Raw genomic sequence first — 21252 nt, 5'->3', positions numbered from 1 at the left:
CCTCGAGAGGGCTCGGGTGGAGCGCGCATACTCGGGGAGTAAGGGTTTCTTCCCACGAGCAGGCGCCCTACAGGTGTTGTTTGACGAATACCCCGGCCGCCAGAATACTGCCAGCCGTCCAGTATCGGGCCGGATCCTCAGCACTGAGGGGGAATCATCAACATGCATCGTTTACTCAAGCTCACTGGCGCGCTGGCGCTGGTGTTGTCGCTCACCGCTTGCCAGGAGGAGGGCCCCGTCGACGGCGAGCCCTACCTGTCGGTGAGCGCCTCCACGCGCACCATCGACGACCTGGGCCAGACCACCACCCTGCGTGTCAGCGCCACCGATGCCGCGGGGGCCTCTGGCACGGGCTCCGTCACCCTCACCGCGCCGGCCGGCATCCTCGGCAATGATTCGAAGACCACCACGGTGACGCTCGAGGCCGGCTCGGCCACCGTGAACTTCAAGTGCCCCAAGGCCCAGGACACGGGCTGCGCGGGCCCGGTGGTCATCGACGCGGCGTGGAACCAGGTCACCGCGAAGACCACCATCACCGTGGGCAGCGGCACGACGAACGGCGATGGCGGCACGGACGGGGGCACGGGCTCGGGCACGGACGCGGGCACGGGCGACGGCGGGATGAACCTGGCGGCCAGCAAGGATCCCATCTTCTACAACGTCGGTGACTCGTCGCTGGTGACCGCCAGCCTCAAGCGGGGCAACGGCACGGCCTGGGCGGGCGAGACGATCGCGTTCAGCACCAGCCTGGGGGGCCTGACGCCGCAGGCAGGCGGCTCGCCCACGACGACGCTGTCGGCGACCACGGGCTCCGACGGCACCGCGGCGGTGCGCTTCGTGGAGACGGGCTCGGCGGGCACCGCCACCATCCAGGCCACGCACGCGCCGTCCAACCAGTCGAAGGTCGTCCAGGTCAACGTCACCACCGTGCAGCAGATCACCCACACGTCCACGCTGTGCAACGGCGCGGCCTGCACCATCATGGGCGTGCGCGGCTCGGGCTTCAACGAGCAGGCTCAAATCACCTTCACCCTCAAGGACTCGTCCAACCGGCCGGCCCAGGGCGTGACGGTGACCTTCAGCATCCCCAACGCGCCCAAGGAGACCACCGTCACTCCCACGGGTGTCACCAACCCGCAGGGACAGGTCACCGCGACCATCTCCGCCGGCCCCACCATCGGCGCCTTCGTGGTGCACGCCACGGCCATCGCCGGCAAGGTCGAGGTGGACAGCCCCAACATCGGCATCCGCGGCGCCAAGTCCGCCAACGACGGTTTCACCCTCAAGTGCGACCTGGTCAATATCGCCGCCCACGTGAGCGCCAGCCCTCCCGCGTCGTTCGACGTCAACTGCAAGGTGAAGGTGGTGGACCGGTTCAACAACCCGGTGGGCACCGGCACGACGGTGAACTTCAAGACCGAGGCGGGCAGCATCACCAACTCGGTCGTCACCACCAAGTACGACCCCAACAACCCCACCAACTCCGCCGAGGGCGAGGCCTCGCTCGTGTTCAAGACGTTCGGCGGCCGTTATCCCCCGGTGGACGTGGATCCGCTCGGCGCGCTGCCCGGCCAGTTCCCGTTCGCGCGCGACATGGAGCCGAGCGCCGCGGACGGGCAGCTCATCCGCAACCCGCGCGACAGCCTGGTGACCATCATCGCCTACATGCGCGGAGAGGAGTTCTTCTCCGACACCAACAGCAACGGCGTGCGCGACCCGGACGAGCAGTTCATCGACCAGGGCGAGCCCTTCGTCGACAGCAACGACAACGGCGTCTGGGACGAGGGTGAGGTCTACATCGACGAGGCGCCCGCCGACGGCAAGTGGAACGGGCCCAACGGCATCTGGGACAAGGACACCTCCATCTGGACCGAGGCCCACATCCTCTACACGGGCCGGCCGGTGGCGGCGAACACCAAGCTGATGCTGGACGGCTACACCTGGCCCCCGGTGCAGACGGACTTCTCCGGCGGATGCGGCGCGGGCGTGGCCAGGGGTACCTTCGTCACCCTGAATGCCTACTTCGGCGACACCTACTTCAACCGGCCTCAGGTGTCCGGCGTCGGCTTCAGCACCGGCCACACCGCCACCAAGGGCGGCACGCAGTCGATGGTCTCGGCGCTCCAGGACGGCTTCGGCTTCGGCATCGAGCGCCTCAAGCTCAACGCCGCGGATGGCTCGGCCTGCCAGCCGAGCACGAAGGTGTGCGTCTGGAAGACGCTGTTCTACAAGAAGTGGGAATACGGCTACGTGGGGGACTTCCGGGTCAACGGCGCGCCCCTGTCGGACACGCAGGCGTGCCAGCCGGACACCGCGAGCTTCACCACCACGGTGCTCGGCGTGGGGCTCACGGCGACCACCTCGGGCGCCATCCAGTAGCGCCACCGCGCTGAAATGAAAGAGGCCACCGCGCCAGCACGGGCGGTGGCCTCTGTCATTGCGGGCACCTCGCGGGCAGTCGCCCCGGGCGCTACGGCTTGGCGGCCTTGGGAACCTTCTCCCAGTCGGCCAGGAACTTCTTGATGCCAGCGTCGGTGAGCGGGTGGTTGGCCAGCTGGGTGATGACGCTGTAGGGCAGCGTGGCCACGTCGGCGCCCATGCGAGCGGCCTGCAGCACGTGCACCGGGTTGCGGACGCTGGCCACCAGCACCTGCGTGGTGAAGTCGTAGTTCTGGTAGATCTCGATGATGTGGGCGATGAGCTCCATGCCGTCCTGGGAGATGTCATCCAGGCGGCCCACGAAGGGCGAGATGTACGTGGCGCCCGCCTTGGCGGCCAGCAGCGCCTGATTGGCGGAGAAGCACAGCGTCACGTTGGTGCGGATGCCCTCGGCGGTGAGCGCCTTGACGGCCTTCATGCCCTCCACGCCCATGGGCACCTTCACCACGACGTTGTCGTGGATTTTCGCCAGGCCCCGGCCCTCCTTGATGAGCTCGGGCGCCTCGAGCGAGACGCACTCGGCGCTCACGGGGCCGTCCACGATGGTGCAGATCTCGCGGATGGTTTCCTCCAGGCCGCGGCCCACCTTGGCCAGCAGCGACGGGTTGGTGGTGACGCCGTCCAGCACGCCCATCTCGTGGGCCTTGCGGATCTCCCCCACGTCGGCGGTGTCGATGAAGAACTTCATCTCGTCCCCTCTCCAGGTTCAGGTCAGGCCGTTAAGCCTGTGATGGTAAACCCGCGGTCGCAGGGGAAGCGCTCCAGTCTGCCCGCCGGGCGAGCAGGCGCGTAGCCGATGCCCCCCGGTGCGTCAAGCTGGCAGGCCCCGCCAGGGAGGGGGTACAAGGGCCCCGTCATGGCCCGAGCCACCCGAAGCACCGCCCGGAAGCCCCGCCTCCGCGCCATTCCCGGAAGCGCCCTCGCCGGAAACACCCCCGAGCCCTCCACCCCGTCCCAACAGTCCCAGGACGAGCGAGAGGCCACGCTCGCCTATGCGCGCAGCGTGCTCGAGGCCGAGGCCCAGGCGATTCTGGGGCTGATGGGGCGGCTGGGGGACTCGTTCCTCCGGGCGCTGGAGCTGGTACGCGACTGCCCGGGCCAGACGGTGGTGACGGGCATGGGCAAGGCGGGGCTGATCGGCCAGAAGCTGTCGGCCACGCTGGCCTCCACCGGCATCCGCTCCGTCTTCCTCCACCCCGCCGAGGCCGTGCACGGAGACCTGGGCCGCGTGGGCCGGGGCGATGTGATTCTGGCGCTCTCCAACAGCGGCGCGAGCGAGGAGCTGGTGCGGCTGCTGCCCTCCTTCAAGCGGCTGGGCGCTCCCGTGGTGGCCATTACGGGAGACCCCGAGAGCCCGCTGGCCCGGGGCGCCGAGGTGGTGCTGGACATCGGCCGGATCGAAGAGGCCTGCCCCATGGGCATGGTGCCCACGGCGTCGACGGCGGCCCTGCACGCGATTGGCGACGCGCTCGCCATGGCGGTGCTGCGCTCCCGGCCCTTCGGCTCGGCCGAGTACGCCCTGCTGCACCCGGGCGGGAAGATTGGCCGCTCCGTCATGCGCGTCTTCGAGCTGATGCGCTCGGGCAACGCCAACCCCGTGGTGCGCGAGAGCGCGAAGCTCTCCGAGGCCGTGGTGGTGATGACCAACACCCCGGGCCGACCCGGCGCCACCAACATCGTCGACCGGCAGGGGCGGCTGGTGGGCATCTTCACGGACGGCGACTTGCGGCGGCTCGTCGAGCGCGGCGAGACGGACTTCGACCGGCCCATCCGCGACGTGATGGGCAAGCGGCCGCGGTGCGTGGGCCCCGAGGTGCTGGCGCTCGAGGCCACCAAGTTGATGCGCGAGTTCCGCGTGGACCAGCTGCCCGTCGTCGACGCCGAGGGCAAGGCCGTGGGCCTGCTCGACGTGCAGGACCTGCTCGCCGCCCGGTACTTCTGAAAAAATACTCGGAGTTGAAGCCTCGGCTGGGCTGGACTAGCCTCCGGATTTAAGCCCCAAGGGGGTGAAACAGCCCGGCATATCCCTTTTCCAGGTAGGCATACCTGAAAAAGGACTGGATCTCCTGGGAGCACCCCAGGAATCGCGTGATATGTATTTTTTAGCCGTGGGTGTTGGAGGCTGGCGAGCAATCGCCAGCCTTGTTTTTTTTGGGTATGCGATGAGCGATCTAATATTCAAAACCATCCAAGCGGAAGCCCGAAAACTAGTGGCTCGTCACCAGCAATATGCGTTTGGCTTGCATGAGGAAACCAGGCGTCTACAAGAACGCTCTGGGCTCGTGTGGACCAAGGAGGTACTCACACCAGAATACTGGGGCTGCAACGATGGCTTCAATCCTTACCATGTCCGGAAGCATGCCAAGTCCATTGCATACGCCGTCGAGAAATCACTCAAGACAAAGCTTTATCGTCCGCGACCCGCCATCCGCTATTCAGTCCCCAAAGACGACGGCAGCCCACGCAATGTATCAGTTTTTCAAGTCGCCGATCAAGCAATTGCGCGGCTTGTTTTTAAGCGCCTACTCGAAAAGAACAAAGGACGCTTCAGCTCCAAATCATTTGCCTACCGGAGCGATCTCACCGTGCATGACGCGGTGCTACACCTATCCTCAAGCTTTGCCGGCCGGAAACGCATCTTCATGGCCGAATACGACTTCCGGAAATACTTCGATTCGATCTCTCACGACCACATCGAGCGCGTTTTAAATGACAAAAGATTCTACATTACGGACGAAGAGCGGAAGATCATCCAAGGCTTCCTCAGAAGCAGCATCTACTCTATTGCCGACTACCAACTAGGACACACACAGAAACGAAACAAAGGCATTCCGCAAGGAGTATCAACATCTCTTTTCTTAGCGAACATTGCCGCCTATCCTCTCGACCGAAGACTTGAGCAACTTCGTGTGGACTTTGCACGATATGCGGATGACACACTTGTCTGGTCAGATGATTACGGAGAGCTCTGTCACGCAGTGGAAGTTCTAGCAGCAACTGCTGACGAAATGGGTGTTGAATTCAATCTCAAAAAATCGCCCGGCGTTAGGATGCTTGTCGAAGAGGGAGCAGGCGCCGAGTTAGCCAAGACCACCTATGTAGAGTTTGTTGGCTACAAAGTAAATGCCCACACAATCGGGATTCGCGACAGCACGGCTGAAAGAATCAAAAGTCATATTGCGCGACTCATCTATGCCAACCTACTCGAACAGCCACTTGCCGGACGCTGCATCCCAGGAAGAGTATCTGGTCCTCGCGATGCCGATTATACCGTCATGATTTCCCAGATAAGGCGGTATTTGTACGGTGAGCTAACGGAGGAGAAGCTTGCCAAGTACCTCTCAGGCGACACACCTGAGATGAGATACCGAGGCCTGATGAGCTTCTATCCGATCGTCGACGATGATACACAATTGAAACAACTGGATGGCTGGCTATTGCACACCATTTACACATCTTTGCTACGGAGAGCAGAACTTTTTCAGCAAGCTGGGCTCCAAGTGACGGCACGTCCTCACGGGTTTCCGAAAGAGGAACTCACCAGCCCCAACCTGGGGTTCTATCGAATCCCTAGTTTTCGCAGAATTGCGAAGATGCTAAACAAAGCAGCGCGCAAGTATGGCCCAAGCTCAGTCGCTCATCCCGTCGGGCCATCCTCCTGACCATCCCCTTCACCCGGCGGCATCATGAGCCTTACGACCTTCCTACAGAGCCCCGCCATCGACAGCCAAATGGAAGCCCTAATCTGCTTCCCTCGTGGCCTTACGTTTGGTGTGCACCCACTAGTGCCAGCAGGCACTCCTCGACAGACGCTCATAGGAAGTGCTTTCGATTACCTCTTACGCTTCATACTTCAGCGCAGATTCTCATTTGCAATCACACGACCGTGGGTTGCAGAAGAGGGGCTGCACGCACTAGAAACCAAGCTCATCAAGCAAAAAAGACTAGCTGCACCAATATCACCCAACACACTGGCCCTAGCCTTTGACCTACTTGGTCGGGCTAAAAGAGCGAATCTCGACTTTATCGAACAAGGGGTCCTAACAAACGACACACTAAAATCTGTCCTCTACTTGGCGCACATCGACCTTCTCATCCGCTCGAGAAAAGTGGGGAAGGAGTTTGGCGTCGTCTACCTGTCGGATATGAACGAACTACGAGGCTTAGCCGAAATCATACCCGACAATGTACTCAATCCCCGCTCAAGCTGCATACTAAATCCAACTTTTGGTCAGGCTTCTATCGATATTGGGGGAGCCGATGCAGACTTAATCTTGGATGGTACTCTGATAGAGATCAAAACCTCTAAGAGCCCTATTTTCTCCAAGGCATACACAAAGCAGCTGATAGGCTATTACATACTCTCCACGCTCGGAGGAATCGACCAAGCACCAATAGGCACAACAATCGAACGAATTGGCGTGTACTCTTCGCGATATGGGAAGCTTCTAACAATCCCTCTACCAGAGATTTTGCCGCCTGCCTCTCGGCAATGGCTTATTGATTCGTTTCAAGCCAGACTTCGAAGTAGGTAAGCCAGTATTGTTCCTATTTACAGGCCCTAGTTGGAGCCACTTTGCTAGCAGGTCATTGCAGTGCATCTCCTCCCTAACGACGGGCCCTCGGCCTGTGCTCAACGGACTGCACCGCCGCATCTCCACTTGAGCTTGCAGCACCACCCTATTGCCCAACATCGCCAGCAACCAGCCCTGAACGAGTCAGTCCCTGAAATATGTGGTTTGTGAGAGGCCCCGGAGTGATGGGGCACGCGCGTCCCGACCACTGAGCCTATGCGCGAGTTCCGCGTGGATCAGCTGCCCGTCGTCGACGCCGAGGGCAAGGCCGTGGGCCTGCTCGACGTGCAGGATCTGCTCGCCGCCCGGTACTTCTGAGCGGCGGTGCCCGGCTCAGTGGTGGTGGGGCTTGCCCCACTTGGAGGGCCCGTTGCCCCGAGCCTCCGCCGGCGAGCGGAGCTCCACCTCCATGTTGATGCGCCTGCCGCCCTCGACGTTCGTGACGAACTCGTTCACGCGCGTCTGGCCGTGGTCGACGCGAATCGCATGGCTGCCGGCCTTGATCGTCACCGCCAGCGGGGTGTTCCCCCGCCATACGCCGTCGATCAGCACGGGCGCCGAGACCTTCTTCCCCTGGTACGACGCCTCCAGCACGAGGTTGGTGACGCCCTTGCCCGCCGAGCGCCCCGTCGTCGTCCGGGTGATGCGTTTGGGCGCGATGCCCAGGTCCTTCTTGCGCAGCGGCGGTGGCCGGGGCCGCTCCACCCCTCGGGTGCTGGTCACGTCGTCCAGCTGGGGCTCGGGAGGCTCATCGGCGGGAGGGGGGCGTGGCTCGGCGGCCGGCTTCACCGGCGCGGGAGGCGGTGCCACCGCGGGAGGCGGCTTCTCCGGCGCGGGCGGAGGCACCTCGTTCGCCGCCACGGTGATGCGCAGCGGCCTGCCGACCGGACCCTCGGGCTCGCGCGGCCACAGTGCCCAGAGCACGGCGAGCCCCCCCAGGACGCAGCCCAGCACCACGGCCCACACCCAGCCGCGGCTTCGCGTCGCGCTCACGGCGCGGCCCTCCCGGCGCTGGCGCCCGCATTCCCCGGAGGCGGCGTGGACGAGAGCGCGGTCACATCCCGCAGCTTCACCACCACCAGCGCCAGCTCCCCGTCCCCGAGCGGGCGCGCCCTGACGCGGAGCACGTCGGCCCCGTGCTGGAACACACCCGGCTCCACCTCCCGGTAGCCCTCACGGGCCAGCGCCTGCACATGGAAGCGATGGGCCTCCTCGGGGCCCGCCTTCACCGAGTACTGGAGCACGGCCGTGCTCTCGGTGCGCGTCTGCAGCACGCCGTGCGCCCCGGGCATCACCGGAGCGAAGGCGTCCTCCTTCTCCATCCGGCGCCGCTCCGCGAGGAAGGCCTCGGTGAGGATGACGGTGGTGGTGCCATCGGGGTTGGGCTGGAGGAACACCGTGTAGGCGATGTACGTGTCGGGATCCAACCCCGTCACCTGCACCTCGCGCGTGAGCGGCACCACGTCCTGTGGCGGAGGCAGGAACAGGCCCGCCTCCTGGAACTGCCGGCGGAAATGGAGCTCGAGCGCCTCCACCTTCTCCCCGGAGCGCACGGCGTGCATGGACACCGGCATCCCCAGCGCCTCCGTGCGGCCGGGCACGTCGATGGCCTCGAGCACCCTCGGCACGGCCCACACCCTGGGCACCACGCGCGCGGGAGGCTCGGCGGCCGCCGCGCGCAGGCCCACCAGGAGGCACAGACAGAGCAGCGCCCGCATCACCAGCTCTCCTTGTCGAAGTAGGACTGGTCGCACGGCGAGCCCAGGAAGCACTCCCTGCGGCGCCGGTACGCCTCCTTGTAGGCATCCGCGTAGGGCGTCGTCGCCCACTCGAAGTCGTACGCCTGATAGGTGTTCTGCTCGCGCGTCTTGAAGGAGAACGGCTCCTTCGTCCCGGCGCCGGTGTCCGGCCCGTCCTCGCCGACGAACACCATGCGGAAGGCCCGCTCGTCCACGGGCACGTTGGACAGCTCCGGCACCACGGGGTCGCGCGTGAAGAGGCTGCGGATGAAGTACGGAATGCTGAAGTCGCGCGTCTCGAAGGAGTTGTACTCGTCGTAGAGCCGCTGCACCGTCCGCTTGTAGGCCTGGTTTCCCCCGTTGTCGAAGAGGCAGTTCTCCCGGCACGCCGACAGCTCCTCGCCGAACTTGTCCTTGCTCCCGGAGAGCGCCCAGTCATCCAGGGCGATGGGCACCGAGCCCCGGCAGCTCCCGCCCAGGGCCCGGCCAAAGGCACACACGCGGATGCGCGGCCGCTGCACGTGCTGCTCGTCGAAGAAGCCCCCGCTGCCCTCCATGAAGCTGCGGGGCATCCCCCACACCTCCACCCTCGCGCTGGCGTTGCACTCCATGCCGTCCACCTCCTTGCCGCCCGAGCGCGACGGGGTGTAGGCCACCCGCAGCCGGTCGAAGGGCTGGCTCCCCGGCAACGGCGAGACGCTCGTGGGCTGGCATTGCACGTTCAGCCGCGAGCCCCGCGTCATCACCTGGGTGAAGGTGTCCGAGCCCCCCTCCGACAGGCCATCGAAGTCCGAATAGCGCGCCTCGGCCCGGCCCGAGGGACTGCGGCCATCCGCGTCGCGCATCTCGTTGGAGGTGTAGAAGTCCGGCCGTGCATCCACCGCCGTGTTGAAGCGGTGCATCCGCACCCCCGTGGTGTCCCACAGCGCGGCCGTGGCCGACTGCTGCACCCGGAGCTTCATCATGCCGAGCTCGGCGAAGTGGATGCCGAAGAGCAGCACCGTGATGAACACGAGCAGGCTCAGCGCCAGCTCGACGGTCGCCTGACCGCGGGCGGAGGAGCGTCTCATGGGATGGCCTCGAAGCCGTTGGTGCGCAACAGGCGCAGCGCCTTGGCCTGGTCCCTCTCCCCCAGGTCATTGAGCGTGCGGATGACGTCATTGCCCCGGTCGTCGAAGGACTCGTCCACGTCCGAGGCCACCAGGGTGGCGCGCCAGAAGGGGTTGAGGAAGTTGGGCGGCTCGCGCGCATGGCCCGGGCCGGAGGGGCCGCTGGCCGAGCCGCGGTGGTAGTACGTGAGCGCGGAGGCGATGGCCACGGCCTGCTTCAGCCCGCCCCGGTTGCCCTGGAGGTCCAGCAGCGTGCCCTTGCCGCCGTCGGTGAAGTGGAAGCGGAAGCGCAGCTCCCAGGGGTCCCCGTCCTTGCGCACCGAGTAGTCCCGGACGATGGGCACCAGGCTCTTGGGCTGCCCGTCCACGTTGGTGGCGGCGTCGCGGCCGTCGAGCCCCTTCTCCTCGTAGTCCACGAAGACGGGCCAGATGCTGGGGGAGTTGGCGTCCGGAGGGACGCGCTTGAAGGAGTGGCGCACCAGGGGCGGGTCCGTCACGCGCGGGTCGTTCCACTCGCGGTAGTCCCCGACGCCCGGGTCACCGCGCCGCCACATGTGGTTGTCGCGCCGGTCGTTGGGGCCGGTGGTGACGATGTAGCCGAAGGAGTCCTCGGTGGGCTCCGGAATCTTGCAGCCGGCAGGGGGATTGGGCCAATCGAAGTGGAACACGCCGGTGTCCTGCGCCCACGCCCCCAGGTAGGTGAGCGCGGAGCCGTCGTCGGCGAGCTCGTTCCAGCGCTGCCAGTCGGCGCGGTTGAGGGCCTGCCCGTCATACCCGTCCCGCTCCCCGAGGCCGGAGCCGCGCATGGGCCCGTGCTGCCCGAAGTAGGCCGTGCCGAAGTCCGTCACCACGGCCACGAGCGGGCTGGGATCCATCACCCGGTTGAGGCGTTTGGCCACGTAGTCCGCCGCGCTCAGCTCCCCCGTCCTCGGCGTCGCCTCGCGCGAGGAGACGAAGTGCTCCACGCCTCGCGTGGCCATGGTAGCGCGCACCATGTGCTTGGGCGCGCGCTGCAGCGGCACCACCGCCGCGTCGCGCTCGCGCCGGGTGATGGGCTGGTCCGCGGCGAACAGCTCCCGCCGCTCGTCCCCCCAGGGGCTGCCCTTGCGCGCCTCGGCGGCGATGTCCTCCGCGATTCCCCCGCCGGTGCTGGGCGCCACGCGCTTCGTCATCTGCTCGTAGATGACCTTCTGGTCCTCGGCGATGGTGATGGCCGTCTGGTAGACGACGCGCCGGATGTAGTCGGCCGACAGCACGTCGTGGGCGTAGATGCCCTCGTACCCGCCTCCCGGGGGCTCCCACAGGTCGATGAGCCGCCGGTCCTCGGTGATGATGCGCTGATACGCATCGCGCAGGGGGTCCGCGCATTGCGCCGGCGCGGTGGCGATCATCCCCGCCAGCAGGTCGCGCCCCTGGTTCAGGGTGCCGTGGTAGTAGCCCGCCCAGCTCAGCAGCGACTGGGCCGCGGCCACCGACGACATCTGGGCGATCATCGCCCGGTTGAGCGAGGCGACGGCGTTGAAACTCCGGGCCGTCACCACCGCCTGGCTGTAGGCGGCGGAGTCCGCGACGACCTGTTGCTCGGTCCGCTCGTGCAGGCGCACCCCCAGGCCAATGGTCATCAGCACCATCAGGGTGAGCAGCAGCAGGGTGAGGGTGAAGAGGACGAGCGTCTGTCCTCGCCGGGGAGAGCGCGTCATCGGCAGTCCTGCGGGGTGAAGAACTCACGGCGCGCGGGCGTCATCATGCGCATGCCGTAGGAGGCCTGGATGGGGAAGACGAAGGTGCCCGCGGGCGAGTTGGTGCGCGCCTTGAACGTGGCCGCCACCGCGCCGGACAGGGTGTCCGGGGGCGGGTTGTCCTCGGTCCAGTTGGCGTCGCCCTGCACGGCCATGAGCGGGTTGAGGGCGTCGTAGTCCCGCAGGCCCCAGTGCGCGAGCGCCATGCGGGCGATGACCCAATTGGCGAAGGGGATGCGCATGGGGTACCAGAAGATGAGGCGCACCTCGAGCCGCAGGCTCTCGCGGTCCGGGTCATCGAAGGCTCCGTCTTCCTGGCCGCCAATCTCCGCGCGCAGGGGGTGCTGGCGCAGCAGCCACACGATGTCTCCGTTGTGGCGCGAGTCGAGCGAGGGCTCGTAGCGGTTGCCGATGCGCGCCTTGAAGGCCTGGGCGAGCCGGGGGGCGGTGTCGGTGCGCGTGAAGGTGGGCAGCAGGGTGGTCACCGCCGCGTGCATCATCCGGCGGCAGGAGCCCTGACCGAGGCTGCCAGCGCGGACCGCGCGGAAGGCGGCGTGCTCCGCCATCAGCCGGGCCTGCAGCATGAGGAAGAGCTGGAGCGACCCCAAGACGAGGAAGACCGCCAGGGGCAACGTGAGCGCGGACTCCACGGCGGCCTGCCCGCTCTCGGCTCTTGAGACTCGATACCGCATTCGCTCACATTCACCCAGGGCCGACCCCCCGGGCCATCGGTCATCTGGCCGCGAGCCCCGGACTCCCCGGATTCCGGGTCCTACCCGCCGAAGACGTCGGCGAGGTAGCGCCCGCCCGTCTCCAGCTCGCGCACCCAGGCGGTAGCCTGCTCCGCCGAGCACCCGGTGCACTCCTGGTGGATGCGGGCCACGGTCTCACGCACCGCGGGTGCCATGTAACGGCCATCCCCGCAGACGTAGAGGCGCGCCCCCGCGTCGAGCAACTCCCCTACCCGCTCGCGCTCCTCCCACAGCCGGTGCTGCACGAACTTCACCCCGTCGCGCTCCTGCCGGAAGAAGGCCGGGTACACCTCCACCACGCCCTGCCGCTGCCAGGCCTCGAGCTCCTCGCGGTAGAGGAAGTCCACGTCCGGGTGGTCGCACCCGAAGAACAGCAGCGCCCTGCCGAGCTTCACGCCCCGCTCGGCCAGCTTCGCCCGCTCCTGGATGAACCCGCGGAACGGCGCGAGCCCCGTGCCCGCGCCCATCATCACGAGGGGGACGCTGGGATCCTCGGGAGGACGGAACGGGGTATGCGGCTCGCGGAGCACGGCGTGAATCCGCGTGCCCGGCTCCACCCGCGTGAGGAAGCTGGAGCACGTGCCCCGGTAGCGGCCTCGCCCCGACCAGGCCGGCGCATCCACCACCGCCACCGTGAGCGTGCACCGCTCCGGCGCCTCGAGCGGCGACGACGAGATGGAGTAGCGGCGCGGCTTCATCGGAGGCAGCAGCTCGAGGAACACACCGAAGGGCAGCTCGCACGCGGGGAGCTCCTCGAGCAGCTCCATCACGCTCACCCGCTTCTCGAGCACCTGCGTGCGGTACGCCTCCGGCTCGGTGCCGCCCTCGCCCGCGAGCGCGAGCAGCCGCTTCTTCTCGGGAGGGCACGCGGTGTACTTCGCCAGCAGCTGGAGATCTCTCCGCGTGGCGGGCGCCGACAGCTCGACATAGCGGCCCAGCAGCGTGCGCACCGACACGGGCCTGTCGGATGGGAGCGTGCTCGGCTCCTCGCGCGTGCGCCGGATGAGCACCGTCTCGTCCGGGCTCAGGTTGAAGCGCCGCGCCACCCGCTCCACCTGCTCGGGCGCGTTCTCCGGCAGCACCGCGAGGTGGTCTCCCGTCCGGTACTTCGTCCCCTCCGGCAGCCGCACCTCGAGGTGGCGCTTCGAGCGGCCGAACGGTGAGGTCATGTCCACGAGCTCTCGGTTGGCCACCACCTCCACCGGCACCACGCCGTGGGCCTCCTCCAGCGGGTCCGCCGCCAGGTCGAGCCGCTCCACCTCGTAGCGAGGCGCCTGGTTCGCCTCGGCGGTCTCCACCCCGAAGGCCTCGCCGAACGTGGGCCACACGCCCTGGTACCAGCCATCGAAGTCGCCGAAGAAGTCGGCCCGCGCATCCGCCTCGCCCCGGGCGAGCAGTCGCTGTGCTCCCGCGGCGGCGAGGCGCTCGTCCACGCGCCGGGGCACGGCCTGCCACGTCGTGGCCCAGTCGCGGTTGCCGCAGCCGAACACGGCATAGCGCACGCCGGTGAGCGCCCCGGCCGGAAGGTCTTCCAACCACCGGCAGAAGGCCTTCGCGTTGTCCGGCGGGAGGCCGTTGTACGAGGCCGTCACGATGACGACGGCGCCCTCGTGAGGCAGGCGCCCCACGTAGGCGTCCATCGCCCCGAGCGTGGGCACGTACCCCTGCACCGCCGCGTCACTCGCGATGCGCTGGGCGAAGGCCTCCGACGAACCCGAGTTCGAGCCGTACAGCACCAGCAGGGGCGTGCCGTGCTGCGCCACGGGCCCGGAGGTCCACTTCGGTTGCGCCGGAGCCACTGGCGCGGCGGCCGGCCGCAGGTCCACCACCGTGCGGTCCACCTCGCTCCGCGCCCGCACGCGCATCCGGAAGCCCTCGGGCTTGAGCGTCAGCGTCTCCTTGATGTGGAGCTGGTAGCGGGTGTGGTCCACGGGCTGGAAGCGCTGTAGCAGCATGCCGAGCACCAACAGGGCCTCCTGCATGGCGAACGGGCGGCCGATGCATCCACGCTGCCCGTTACCGAAGGGCTTCCACGCGTTGGGCGGACGCGCCGCGGCGGCCTCGGGGCTGAAGCGCTCCGGGTCGAAGCGCTCCGGCTCGGGCCACACCTCCGGGTCGCGGTGCAGCATCGGCGTGAGGACCATGACGGGCTCGCCCTTGCGCACCGGCCACGTGCCCGCGAGCTGCGTGTCCTCGCGCGCAAGCAGCCCGAAGGCGGGCGCCGTGGGCCAGAGCCGCAGCGACTCGCGGAGCACCTGGTCCAGGTAGGTGAGCTTGCCGAGCAGCTCGAAGGTGGGGCGCTTCGACACGTCCCGGCCGAGCACCCGGTCCACCTCGGCGGTGGCGCGCGCGAGCACCTCGGGGTGCTTGAGGAGCTCGTAGAGCGTGAAGGACAGCAGCCCGCTCGTCGTCTCGTGGCCGGCGATGAGGAACGTCACCACCTGGTAGCGGATGTTCAGGTCGTCGAGCCCCTGCCCCGTCGCCGCGTCCACCCCCTGCAGCATGAGGCTGAGCAGATCCTTGCGCGTGGCCGCGTCCCCGTTGCGGCGCCGCTCGCGGATGACCTCGTCCACCACCTCGTGCATGTACGCGATGTCACGCTGGTACTGCTGCTGCGTCATCAGCATCAACCGCGTCTGCAGAGGCAGGCGCCGCGTGCGCTCGCCCGCCTCGGCGAGGCTGCGCACCATGGCGTCCACGAAGGGGTGCATCTCCCGCTGGTAGAAGCTGTTGAAGCGGTAGCCGAACCCGCACAGCGCGATGGTGTCCAGCGTCAGCCGCGTCATGTTGTCGGTGACGTCGAGGTCCGCCTCGGGCCCGAGCCGCTCCCACTTGGTGAGCATCTGCTCGGCGATGTCGAGCATGAAGTCGAAGTAGCCGCGCATCGCCTGCGGCCCGAAGGCCGGCATGAGGATGCGGTGCGCCAGCGCCCAGTTGGGCTCATCGGTGTACGCGGTGAAGAGCCCGTCCCCGGCGAAGTCGCGGATGTTATTCAGCGCCCCGCCCACGGACTTGTCGAAGCGCCGCTCGTCACACACCTCGTCCACCAGCGCGGCCGAGCTGGCCACGAGGATGGACCGGCCCGGGAACGTCAGCCGGAAGAGCGGCCCGTACTCCTGGCTCAGCCGCATCATCGACTGGATGGGCGTCTCCGACTCCACGTCGGGGATGTTGCCCACCAGCGGGCGCTTGCGGGGCTGCGGGATGGACGCCTTGGCCGGGGCGGTGCTCATGCGGATATCTCCTGTCCCTGGGGACTTATAGGTCCATAAGCCTTATCAATCTATAAGTCCGCGAATGCGCCGCGTCAATTGGGGTGCACCAGCGCGCAGGTGGGACGTCAGGCGGTCCGGTGTGCGGCCAGGAGGGCGTGCCAGGGGATGCGGAGGCTCAACCGCGCTTGGAGCGGGAGGCGACGAGCCCGCGCAGCACGAAGTCCACGACGAAGTCCGCGTACTGCTCGATGAAGCGCTCGTCCGTCACGTCCAGCCCCGAGGTGCGGCGGGCCGTCTTGGGCTCGGCGAAGGCCTGGGTGATGGCGCCGATGATGGCGAAGTAGGCGAACCTGGGGTCGATGGGACGCATCGTGCCGTCCTCCACCGCCGCGGACAGCTCGCGCTGGAGGAAGGACATGGGGCCCTGGCGCCACTTCTCGAAGAGGGCCTCGAAGGCCTCGCCCCCCGCGCTGCTCTCGGTGCGCAGCAGCCGGGCGAGCTCCGGGCGGCGGCCACTGAAGAGCACGGCGGCGCGCAGCAGGTGCTCCAGGCGCTTGCGGCGGTCCTTGCCCTCCACCTCGCGCGTGGCCTGGGCCACCACCTCGTGCAGCTCCTGGAAGAGCGCCTCGATGACGGCCTCCCACAGGCCCTGCTTCGAGCCGAAGTGGTGGTGCACCAGCGGCTGCGTGACTCCGGCCAGCCGGGCGATGCCCGCCGTCGTCGCCCCCGAGTAGCCGTGGTCCGCGAACTCCCGGGTGGCCGCGGCGAGAATCTCCGCCCGGCCGCTTCCTGCGAGGTGACGAGTGCTCACGGGCGCATCCTGCGGGCTCGCGAGCCCCCTGGCCAGTCCTTCCCACCCGGACCCCAGGACGACGGGCCTCCCCTCCTCTATCCTCGTCCGTCATGAAACTCTATGACGAGCTGGCGGAGTGGTGGCCCCTGGTCTCCGCCCCTTCGCACTACGGCGAAGAGGCCAGCGAGTATCTCCGGCTCCTGCGCGGCGCCGCCTCCGGGCCCCTCGTGGAGGTGCTGGAGCTGGGCAGCGGTGGCGGCAACAACGCCAGCCATCTCAAGAAGGAGCTCTCGCTCACCCTGGTGGAGCCCTCCGAGGGGATGCGGAAGGTGAGCCGCGCGCTCAACCCCGAGTGCACGCATCTGCCCGGGGACATGCGGACGGTGCGCCTCGGGCGCGTGTTCGACGCCGTGTTCGTGCACGATGCCGTCGAGTACATGACCACGGAGGCCGACCTGCGCGCCGCGCTGGAGACGGTCGCCGTGCATCTGAAGCCCGGCGGGGTCGCCCTCGTCGCACCAGATGCCACGCGAGAGACCTTCGAGACAGGCACGAGCCTGGAGGGCGACGACGAGCCGCCAGGTGAGGATGGGCGCTCGCGCTCGGTGCGATACATGATGTGGACGCTGCCGCCGGAGCCGGGAGCGAGCTTCTCCACCGTCCACTTCTCGCTGCTGCTGCGCGAGCGCGACGGGAGCGTCCGCGCCGTGCATGACGAGCACCACTGCGGCCTCTTCTCGCGAGCCACCTGGCTGCGGCTCTTCGACGCGGCGGGGCTCGACGCGCGCCTCGAGCAGCGGACGCTCGAGGGTGTGGACTACGACACCTTCGTGGCCGTCAAACGCTAGCGGCGCACGGCCGGTGGTCGCGTGGTGGCCCGAGGGGGAAGACACGAGGCGCCAGAGCACCTCGGGCTACGAGCGCTGGTGACGCCGAGCGCTTCGAGGACGTGACGGTACTGTTCGCGGACCCTTCGACGCGCGCACCGAGCGAAACAGGTTGGAGAAGCTCAAGACGATTGGCGACGGTGAGCGCGTCCCCCGGTGACGACAGGCAGCACATGCCGGCGAAGCAGCTCGAGAAACCGCTCGGGCCGGACGAATGCGCCCAGGTGGCCCGCGTCGGCCATCAGCTCGAAGTGCTTGAGCGGCGCCTCGAGCGCCTCGCAATACGCCGCGGCGACGGAAGCGGGCGTGTGGACATCCGAGTCTCCGTGGAACACGAAGAAGGGAAGCTCGACCCTTGGGGCCACCGTATACGCGTCGAACGCCACCATCTCGGCGAAGAGCCGCTCCGTGGAGAAGCTCAGGCCCTCGACGAGGGCCCGGAGGTCGCGCAGCCCATGCATCAGTGAGGAAAGCATGAGGGGCAGGAAGATGGCCCCGACGCCCCGGCCGTCCCGGGTCGTCCTGTCGCGCAGCCGCATCAGGCGATTGAAGGAGGCCACGTCCCAGCGGCTCGGGTCCGCCCCCATCCGCGACAGGAAGGCGACCTCCGCGCGGCTCCCGTTCTTCGTCGCCCAGGCGAACGTCTCCGCGTGCGTCACCTGCTCGCTCGCGGCCACGCCCACGTTGAAGTCCGTGCCCACGTACGCCGCGAAGAGGTCCGGCCGCGCCCGCACGAGCGGCAGCCCCAGCAGCGTTCCCGCGGAGCTCGCGAGGAGGATCCGCTTGCGGCCCGGCAGCCGCTCGTCGAGGAACGCGCACAGCTCGATGGCGTCCTCCCGCATGCGCCCGAAGCTCACCTCACCGCTCCCCTCCTTGCCGTTGCGCGCGAGCGTCTTTCCGGCGCCCCGCCGGTCCCACTGCACGACGGTGAAATCCTTCTCCCAGCAGCGCAGGGCGGGGGTGAAGAGCGAGTAGGGCGAGCCCGGTCCGCCGTGAAGCACCAGGAGCACGGGGTTCCGGGCGTCCTCCCCACGAAGGCTGACCCACTGCTCGATTCCCCCGAGGCGCACGAACCGCTCTTCGGCGACTCCCGGAGGCACGTCGATGCGAAGCGCTCGCGCGCTCCGCTGCTGAAGCAGTGCCCGGTAGCCGAGCCCTGCCAAAACGAGGACGACTGCTGCAACGGCGACCGTCACCATGGCGATGCCCTCAACTGTGTATGTCCTACGCAGTTATGTATACGGTATATACAGTTTTGACAAGCCGGCGAGGAGCGATGGCCAGGAAGCACCCGGTGTTCGGAGACCAGGCGGCGAGCGTGAAGCTCCTCTGGAAGGAGACGTCAGTCGGCCGCCGCGGGCCGAAGCCGGCACTCACGCTGGAGCAGATCGTCGACGGGGCCATCAAGCTCGCGGACGCGCGGGGGCTCGCGGCGCTCTCGATGGAGAAGCTCGCCCGCGAGTTCGGCTTCACGCCGATGGCGCTCTACCGCTACGTGCCGGGGAAGGCCGAGCTCATCGACCTGATGATCGACTGGGGGCTCGGAATGCCTCCCCCGCTCGAGGGCGAGGCCACGGCCTGGCGCGACAAGCTCCTCCGCTGGGCGGAGTCGATGGCCGATGTGTTCCGCCGGCACCCGTGGAGCCTCGAGGCGACGGGCCGCCTCCGGGTCATGGGGCCCTGCGAGCTGGCATGGCTCGAGGCGGGCATGGGCGTACTCGCACCGACCGGGCTGACCCCCGAGGAGTGCCACGGCGCGTGCCTCGCGCTGGTGAGCCTGGTCCGCACGAGCGCCCAATTCGCGAAGGCGCCGGCAGACGGGAACCAGGCCATGAGCGGCGAGCAGTGGGCCACCGCGACGCGTGCGCTCCTCGAGACGCGAGAGGCGCTCTATCCGCAGCTGAGCCGCGTGCTCTCGCAGCGGCGCGAAGCGGACACGCCCGAGGCGTGGTTCGCGTGGGTGTTGGACGGAATCGCCGCGCGCATCGAGCGACCCAAGCGAAAGCATCGCCAGTGACCGCGCTCAGGCCTCCTTCGTGCGCTCGCGGCGGACCCTGTCCGCGTAGGCTGCGGGCGACTCGCCGACGAACTGCTTGAACACCCGGCAGAAGTGCGCCTGGTCCGTGAAGCCGAGGTCGAGGGCCAGCTCGGCGAAGCCCGGCGTGCCGGAGCGAGAGAGGGCGCTCGTCGCGATGCGCTCGAGGGCCTCGTGCATCCGGTAGCGCTGAATCACCCACTTGGGGCTGACGCCGACCTAGGCCCGGAAGAGCCGCTGGAGGGCGAGCACCGAGAGCCCGGCCCACCGCGCGACGCTCTCCACCGCCGTGACCTCCCGGTCCCTGGCGATGTGCTCGACGATGCGCCGCGCCTCGTCCGCCGCCGGATCTGGCTTCGGCTCGAGGCCGCACAGCGCCGCCGAGAGCCTCGCCGCGGCCTCCTCCTCGCTCAGCGCGTCGAGGCCCCGCAGCGCGCGCCCCACCTTCGCGCCGAGAATGCGAGAGGCGGGCACCTTCCGGTCCGTCAGGGTGTGGAGTGGCTCGCGGGTGAAGGCACAGAGGCCCGCCGGGTGGAACTTCGCGGCCACCACCCGGCCGGAGCCGCTCAACCGCCGGACGAAGCGCCCGCGAGTCACTCCCATCAGCTCGCTCCGCGCGCCCTCGACGGTCCAGTGCACGACCGGGTGCGGGAGCGTGGCCTGCGCCAACGTCTGCCCGGCGGGGAGCGACCAGCGCACCACCCAGAAATGCTCGACGTAGGGCGCCAGTTCCGCGGGCGGCTCGAGACGCAGGAGGCGCACTGGCTCACCGTGGGCCTGGCCCTGGCCAGGGCCGTGCACGATGCCTCGGGGGCGTTCGGTCTTGGGGCGCAGCGGGGCCATGCGGACGCGTTTGTACAATACGGTGTCCGCCGTTTCAGCCATGAGGAGGACATGGAAACGACGAGAGAAGTGAAGGCGGTGTTCTCCATCTCCGGCTGGGACGAGCAACCCTACGCCGAGACGGACGGAGTGAAGCTCGCGAAGGCGCGGTACACGAAGAGCTACCGGGGTGACCTCGAGGGCGCGTCGGTCACCGAGTCGCTGATGGTGTACTGCACGGAAGGCAGCGCAACCTTCGTGGAGCTGGAGAGGTTCGAGGGGCGAGTGCTCGGCAGGAGCGGCAGCTTCGTCATCCACTCCGAGGGGGAGTACCGCGCTGGCTTCGCGGACAGCCGGGGGCACATCGTCCCGGGCACGGGAACCGGCGAGCTGCGAACCCTCACCGGAGAGACGCCCTATCGGGCCGGACACGCGCCGGAGCATCCGGTGGTATTCCGTCTCGCGTTCACCTGAGGGAGGCCACCATGACGGGCCCGCGTTCCCCGAAGCGTCTCGCGAGTAGCGCGCGAAAGAAGGAGGCCACCGTCTCCTTCGCTTCCGCCGGCGACTGGTCTCGCTGGCTCGCGACCCACCACGCCTCCTCGAAGGGCGTCTGGCTCAAGCTCGCGAAGAAGGGCGCGGCCGGGAGCGCCCTGAACTACGCCGAGGCGCTCGACGTGGCGCTCGCCTGGGGGTGGATCGACAGCCAGAAACAGGCGCACGACGACAGTGCCTGGCTGCAGCGCTTCACTCCCCGGGGGCCGCGAAGCCCGTGGTCCAAAATCAACCGCGACAAGGCGACCGCGCTCATCGCCGCGGGCAGGATGGAAGCGCCGGGGCTCGCCGAGGTGCAGCGGGCCCAGCAGGACGGGCGCTGGGACGCGGCCTACGATTCGGCCCGGACCTCCACCGTGCCGGAGGACCTCGAAGCGGCGCTCGCGGCGAACACGCGCGCGGCGGCCTTCTTCTCCACGCTCGATGGCGCGAACCGCTACGCCATCCTCTACCGCGTACAGACCGCGAAGAAGCCGGAGACGCGCGCCAGGCGCATCGCCGAGTTCGTGGCGATGCTCGCGAGGCACGAAACCCTCCACCCGGCACGGCGCGCCACCACGGCCCGCCGCGTCCAATGAAGCCGGGCTCGCGCG

The 21252-nt window shown here is 68.0% G+C and carries 18 protein-coding genes and 2 pseudogenes; 9 read left to right on the top strand and 11 right to left on the bottom strand.

Features of this window, described 5'->3' with window-relative positions:
* Positions 1-162: 162 nt before the first annotated feature.
* Positions 163-2379, top strand: a complete 2217-nt coding sequence (locus ACJ8AN_RS06180) for a hypothetical protein (protein WP_407754302.1) — start codon at positions 163-165, stop codon at positions 2377-2379.
* Between the two features lie 91 nt (positions 2380-2470).
* Here ACJ8AN_RS06180 and fsa read toward each other — a convergent pair whose 3' ends face one another.
* Positions 2471-3127: a fructose-6-phosphate aldolase gene (gene fsa / locus ACJ8AN_RS06175; protein WP_407754301.1), complete on the bottom strand. Its 657-nt coding sequence runs from the start codon at positions 3125-3127 to the stop codon at positions 2471-2473.
* 108 nt (positions 3128-3235) lie between these two features.
* On the opposite strand from fsa, the gene ACJ8AN_RS06170 reads away from it, so the two are divergent.
* From ACJ8AN_RS06170 to ACJ8AN_RS06155, 4 genes and pseudogenes are all read left to right on the top strand, one after another.
* Positions 3236-4381: an SIS domain-containing protein gene (locus ACJ8AN_RS06170; RefSeq protein WP_407754300.1), complete on the top strand. Its 1146-nt coding sequence runs from the start codon at positions 3236-3238 to the stop codon at positions 4379-4381.
* 64 nt (positions 4382-4445) lie between these two features.
* Positions 4446-6101, top strand: a complete 1656-nt coding sequence (locus ACJ8AN_RS06165) for a reverse transcriptase domain-containing protein (RefSeq protein WP_407754299.1) — start codon at positions 4446-4448, stop codon at positions 6099-6101.
* A gap of 24 nt (positions 6102-6125) precedes the next feature.
* A complete protein-coding gene (locus ACJ8AN_RS06160; RefSeq protein WP_407754298.1) occupies positions 6126-6974 on the top strand; it encodes a hypothetical protein in 849 nt (282 codons plus the stop codon).
* Between the two features lie 255 nt (positions 6975-7229).
* Positions 7230-7331: pseudogene (locus ACJ8AN_RS06155) on the top strand (CBS domain-containing protein); the annotation flags it as partial.
* A gap of 15 nt (positions 7332-7346) precedes the next feature.
* Here ACJ8AN_RS06155 and ACJ8AN_RS06150 read toward each other — a convergent pair.
* From ACJ8AN_RS06150 to ACJ8AN_RS06120, 7 genes are all read right to left on the bottom strand, one after another.
* Positions 7347-8006, bottom strand: a complete 660-nt coding sequence (locus tag ACJ8AN_RS06150; RefSeq protein ID WP_407754297.1) for a PEGA domain-containing protein — start codon at positions 8004-8006, stop codon at positions 7347-7349.
* Complete coding sequence (locus ACJ8AN_RS06145; RefSeq protein WP_407754296.1) at positions 8003-8731, bottom strand: hypothetical protein; 729 nt, start codon at positions 8729-8731, stop codon at positions 8003-8005. Before ACJ8AN_RS06145 ends, ACJ8AN_RS06150 begins: the two co-directional genes overlap by 4 nt.
* Positions 8731-9822: a TadE/TadG family type IV pilus assembly protein gene (locus ACJ8AN_RS06140; protein ID WP_407754295.1), complete on the bottom strand. Its 1092-nt coding sequence runs from the start codon at positions 9820-9822 to the stop codon at positions 8731-8733. The genes ACJ8AN_RS06145 and ACJ8AN_RS06140 overlap by 1 nt, the downstream gene beginning before the upstream one ends.
* Positions 9819-11561 (bottom strand): hypothetical protein, encoded by a 1743-nt coding sequence (locus ACJ8AN_RS06135; RefSeq protein WP_407754294.1) that lies wholly within the window; start codon positions 11559-11561, stop codon positions 9819-9821. Before ACJ8AN_RS06135 ends, ACJ8AN_RS06140 begins: the two co-directional genes overlap by 4 nt.
* Positions 11558-12292: a TadE/TadG family type IV pilus assembly protein gene (locus ACJ8AN_RS06130; protein ID WP_407754293.1), complete on the bottom strand. Its 735-nt coding sequence runs from the start codon at positions 12290-12292 to the stop codon at positions 11558-11560. The genes ACJ8AN_RS06135 and ACJ8AN_RS06130 overlap by 4 nt, the downstream gene beginning before the upstream one ends.
* Positions 12293-12372: 80 nt before the next feature.
* Positions 12373-15585 (bottom strand): bifunctional cytochrome P450/NADPH--P450 reductase, encoded by a 3213-nt coding sequence (locus tag ACJ8AN_RS06125; RefSeq protein ID WP_407754292.1) that lies wholly within the window; start codon positions 15583-15585, stop codon positions 12373-12375.
* Positions 15586-15742: 157 nt separating this feature from the next.
* Positions 15743-16378, bottom strand: coding sequence for a TetR/AcrR family transcriptional regulator (locus ACJ8AN_RS06120; protein WP_407754291.1), 636 nt, complete (start codon positions 16376-16378; stop codon positions 15743-15745).
* 92 nt (positions 16379-16470) lie between these two features.
* On the opposite strand from ACJ8AN_RS06120, the gene ACJ8AN_RS06115 reads away from it, so the two are divergent.
* Entirely contained in the window at positions 16471-17208 is a 738-nt protein-coding gene (locus ACJ8AN_RS06115; RefSeq protein ID WP_407754290.1) for a class I SAM-dependent methyltransferase, read from the top strand.
* Positions 17209-17369: 161 nt separating this feature from the next.
* Here ACJ8AN_RS06115 and ACJ8AN_RS06110 read toward each other — a convergent pair whose 3' ends face one another.
* Positions 17370-18446: an alpha/beta fold hydrolase gene (locus tag ACJ8AN_RS06110; RefSeq protein WP_407754289.1), complete on the bottom strand. Its 1077-nt coding sequence runs from the start codon at positions 18444-18446 to the stop codon at positions 17370-17372.
* A 77-nt stretch (positions 18447-18523) separates the two neighbouring features.
* Here ACJ8AN_RS06110 and ACJ8AN_RS06105 point away from each other — a divergent pair, with 77 nt between their 5' ends.
* The gene (locus ACJ8AN_RS06105) at positions 18524-19264 is read left to right on the top strand and encodes a TetR/AcrR family transcriptional regulator (RefSeq protein ID WP_407754288.1); all 741 of its coding nucleotides are present in this window, start codon (positions 18524-18526) and stop codon (positions 19262-19264) included.
* Positions 19265-19270: 6 nt separating this feature from the next.
* On the opposite strand, the pseudogene ACJ8AN_RS06100 reads toward ACJ8AN_RS06105, so the two are convergent.
* Positions 19271-19486, bottom strand: a pseudogene (locus tag ACJ8AN_RS06100) (helix-turn-helix domain-containing protein); the annotation flags it as partial.
* Between the two features lie 15 nt (positions 19487-19501).
* On the bottom strand, positions 19502-20044 hold the full coding sequence (locus ACJ8AN_RS06095; protein ID WP_407754287.1) for a DUF6597 domain-containing transcriptional factor: 543 nt from the start codon (positions 20042-20044) through the stop codon (positions 19502-19504).
* Between the two features lie 132 nt (positions 20045-20176).
* On the opposite strand from ACJ8AN_RS06095, the gene ACJ8AN_RS06090 reads away from it, so the two are divergent.
* On the top strand, positions 20177-20578 hold the full coding sequence (locus ACJ8AN_RS06090) for a DUF3224 domain-containing protein (RefSeq protein ID WP_407754286.1): 402 nt from the start codon (positions 20177-20179) through the stop codon (positions 20576-20578).
* A gap of 11 nt (positions 20579-20589) precedes the next feature.
* Positions 20590-21237, top strand: coding sequence for a YdeI/OmpD-associated family protein (locus tag ACJ8AN_RS06085; protein ID WP_407754285.1), 648 nt, complete (start codon positions 20590-20592; stop codon positions 21235-21237).
* The last annotated feature ends 15 nt before the right edge of the window (positions 21238-21252 follow it).

Source organism: Archangium sp., from assembly GCF_045802675.1.
In the GTDB taxonomy this organism is placed as follows: Bacteria; Myxococcota; Myxococcia; order Myxococcales; family Myxococcaceae; genus Archangium.
Note: the sequence above shows the minus strand (reverse complement) of the source record. Positions and strands in the feature narration are given on the sequence as shown.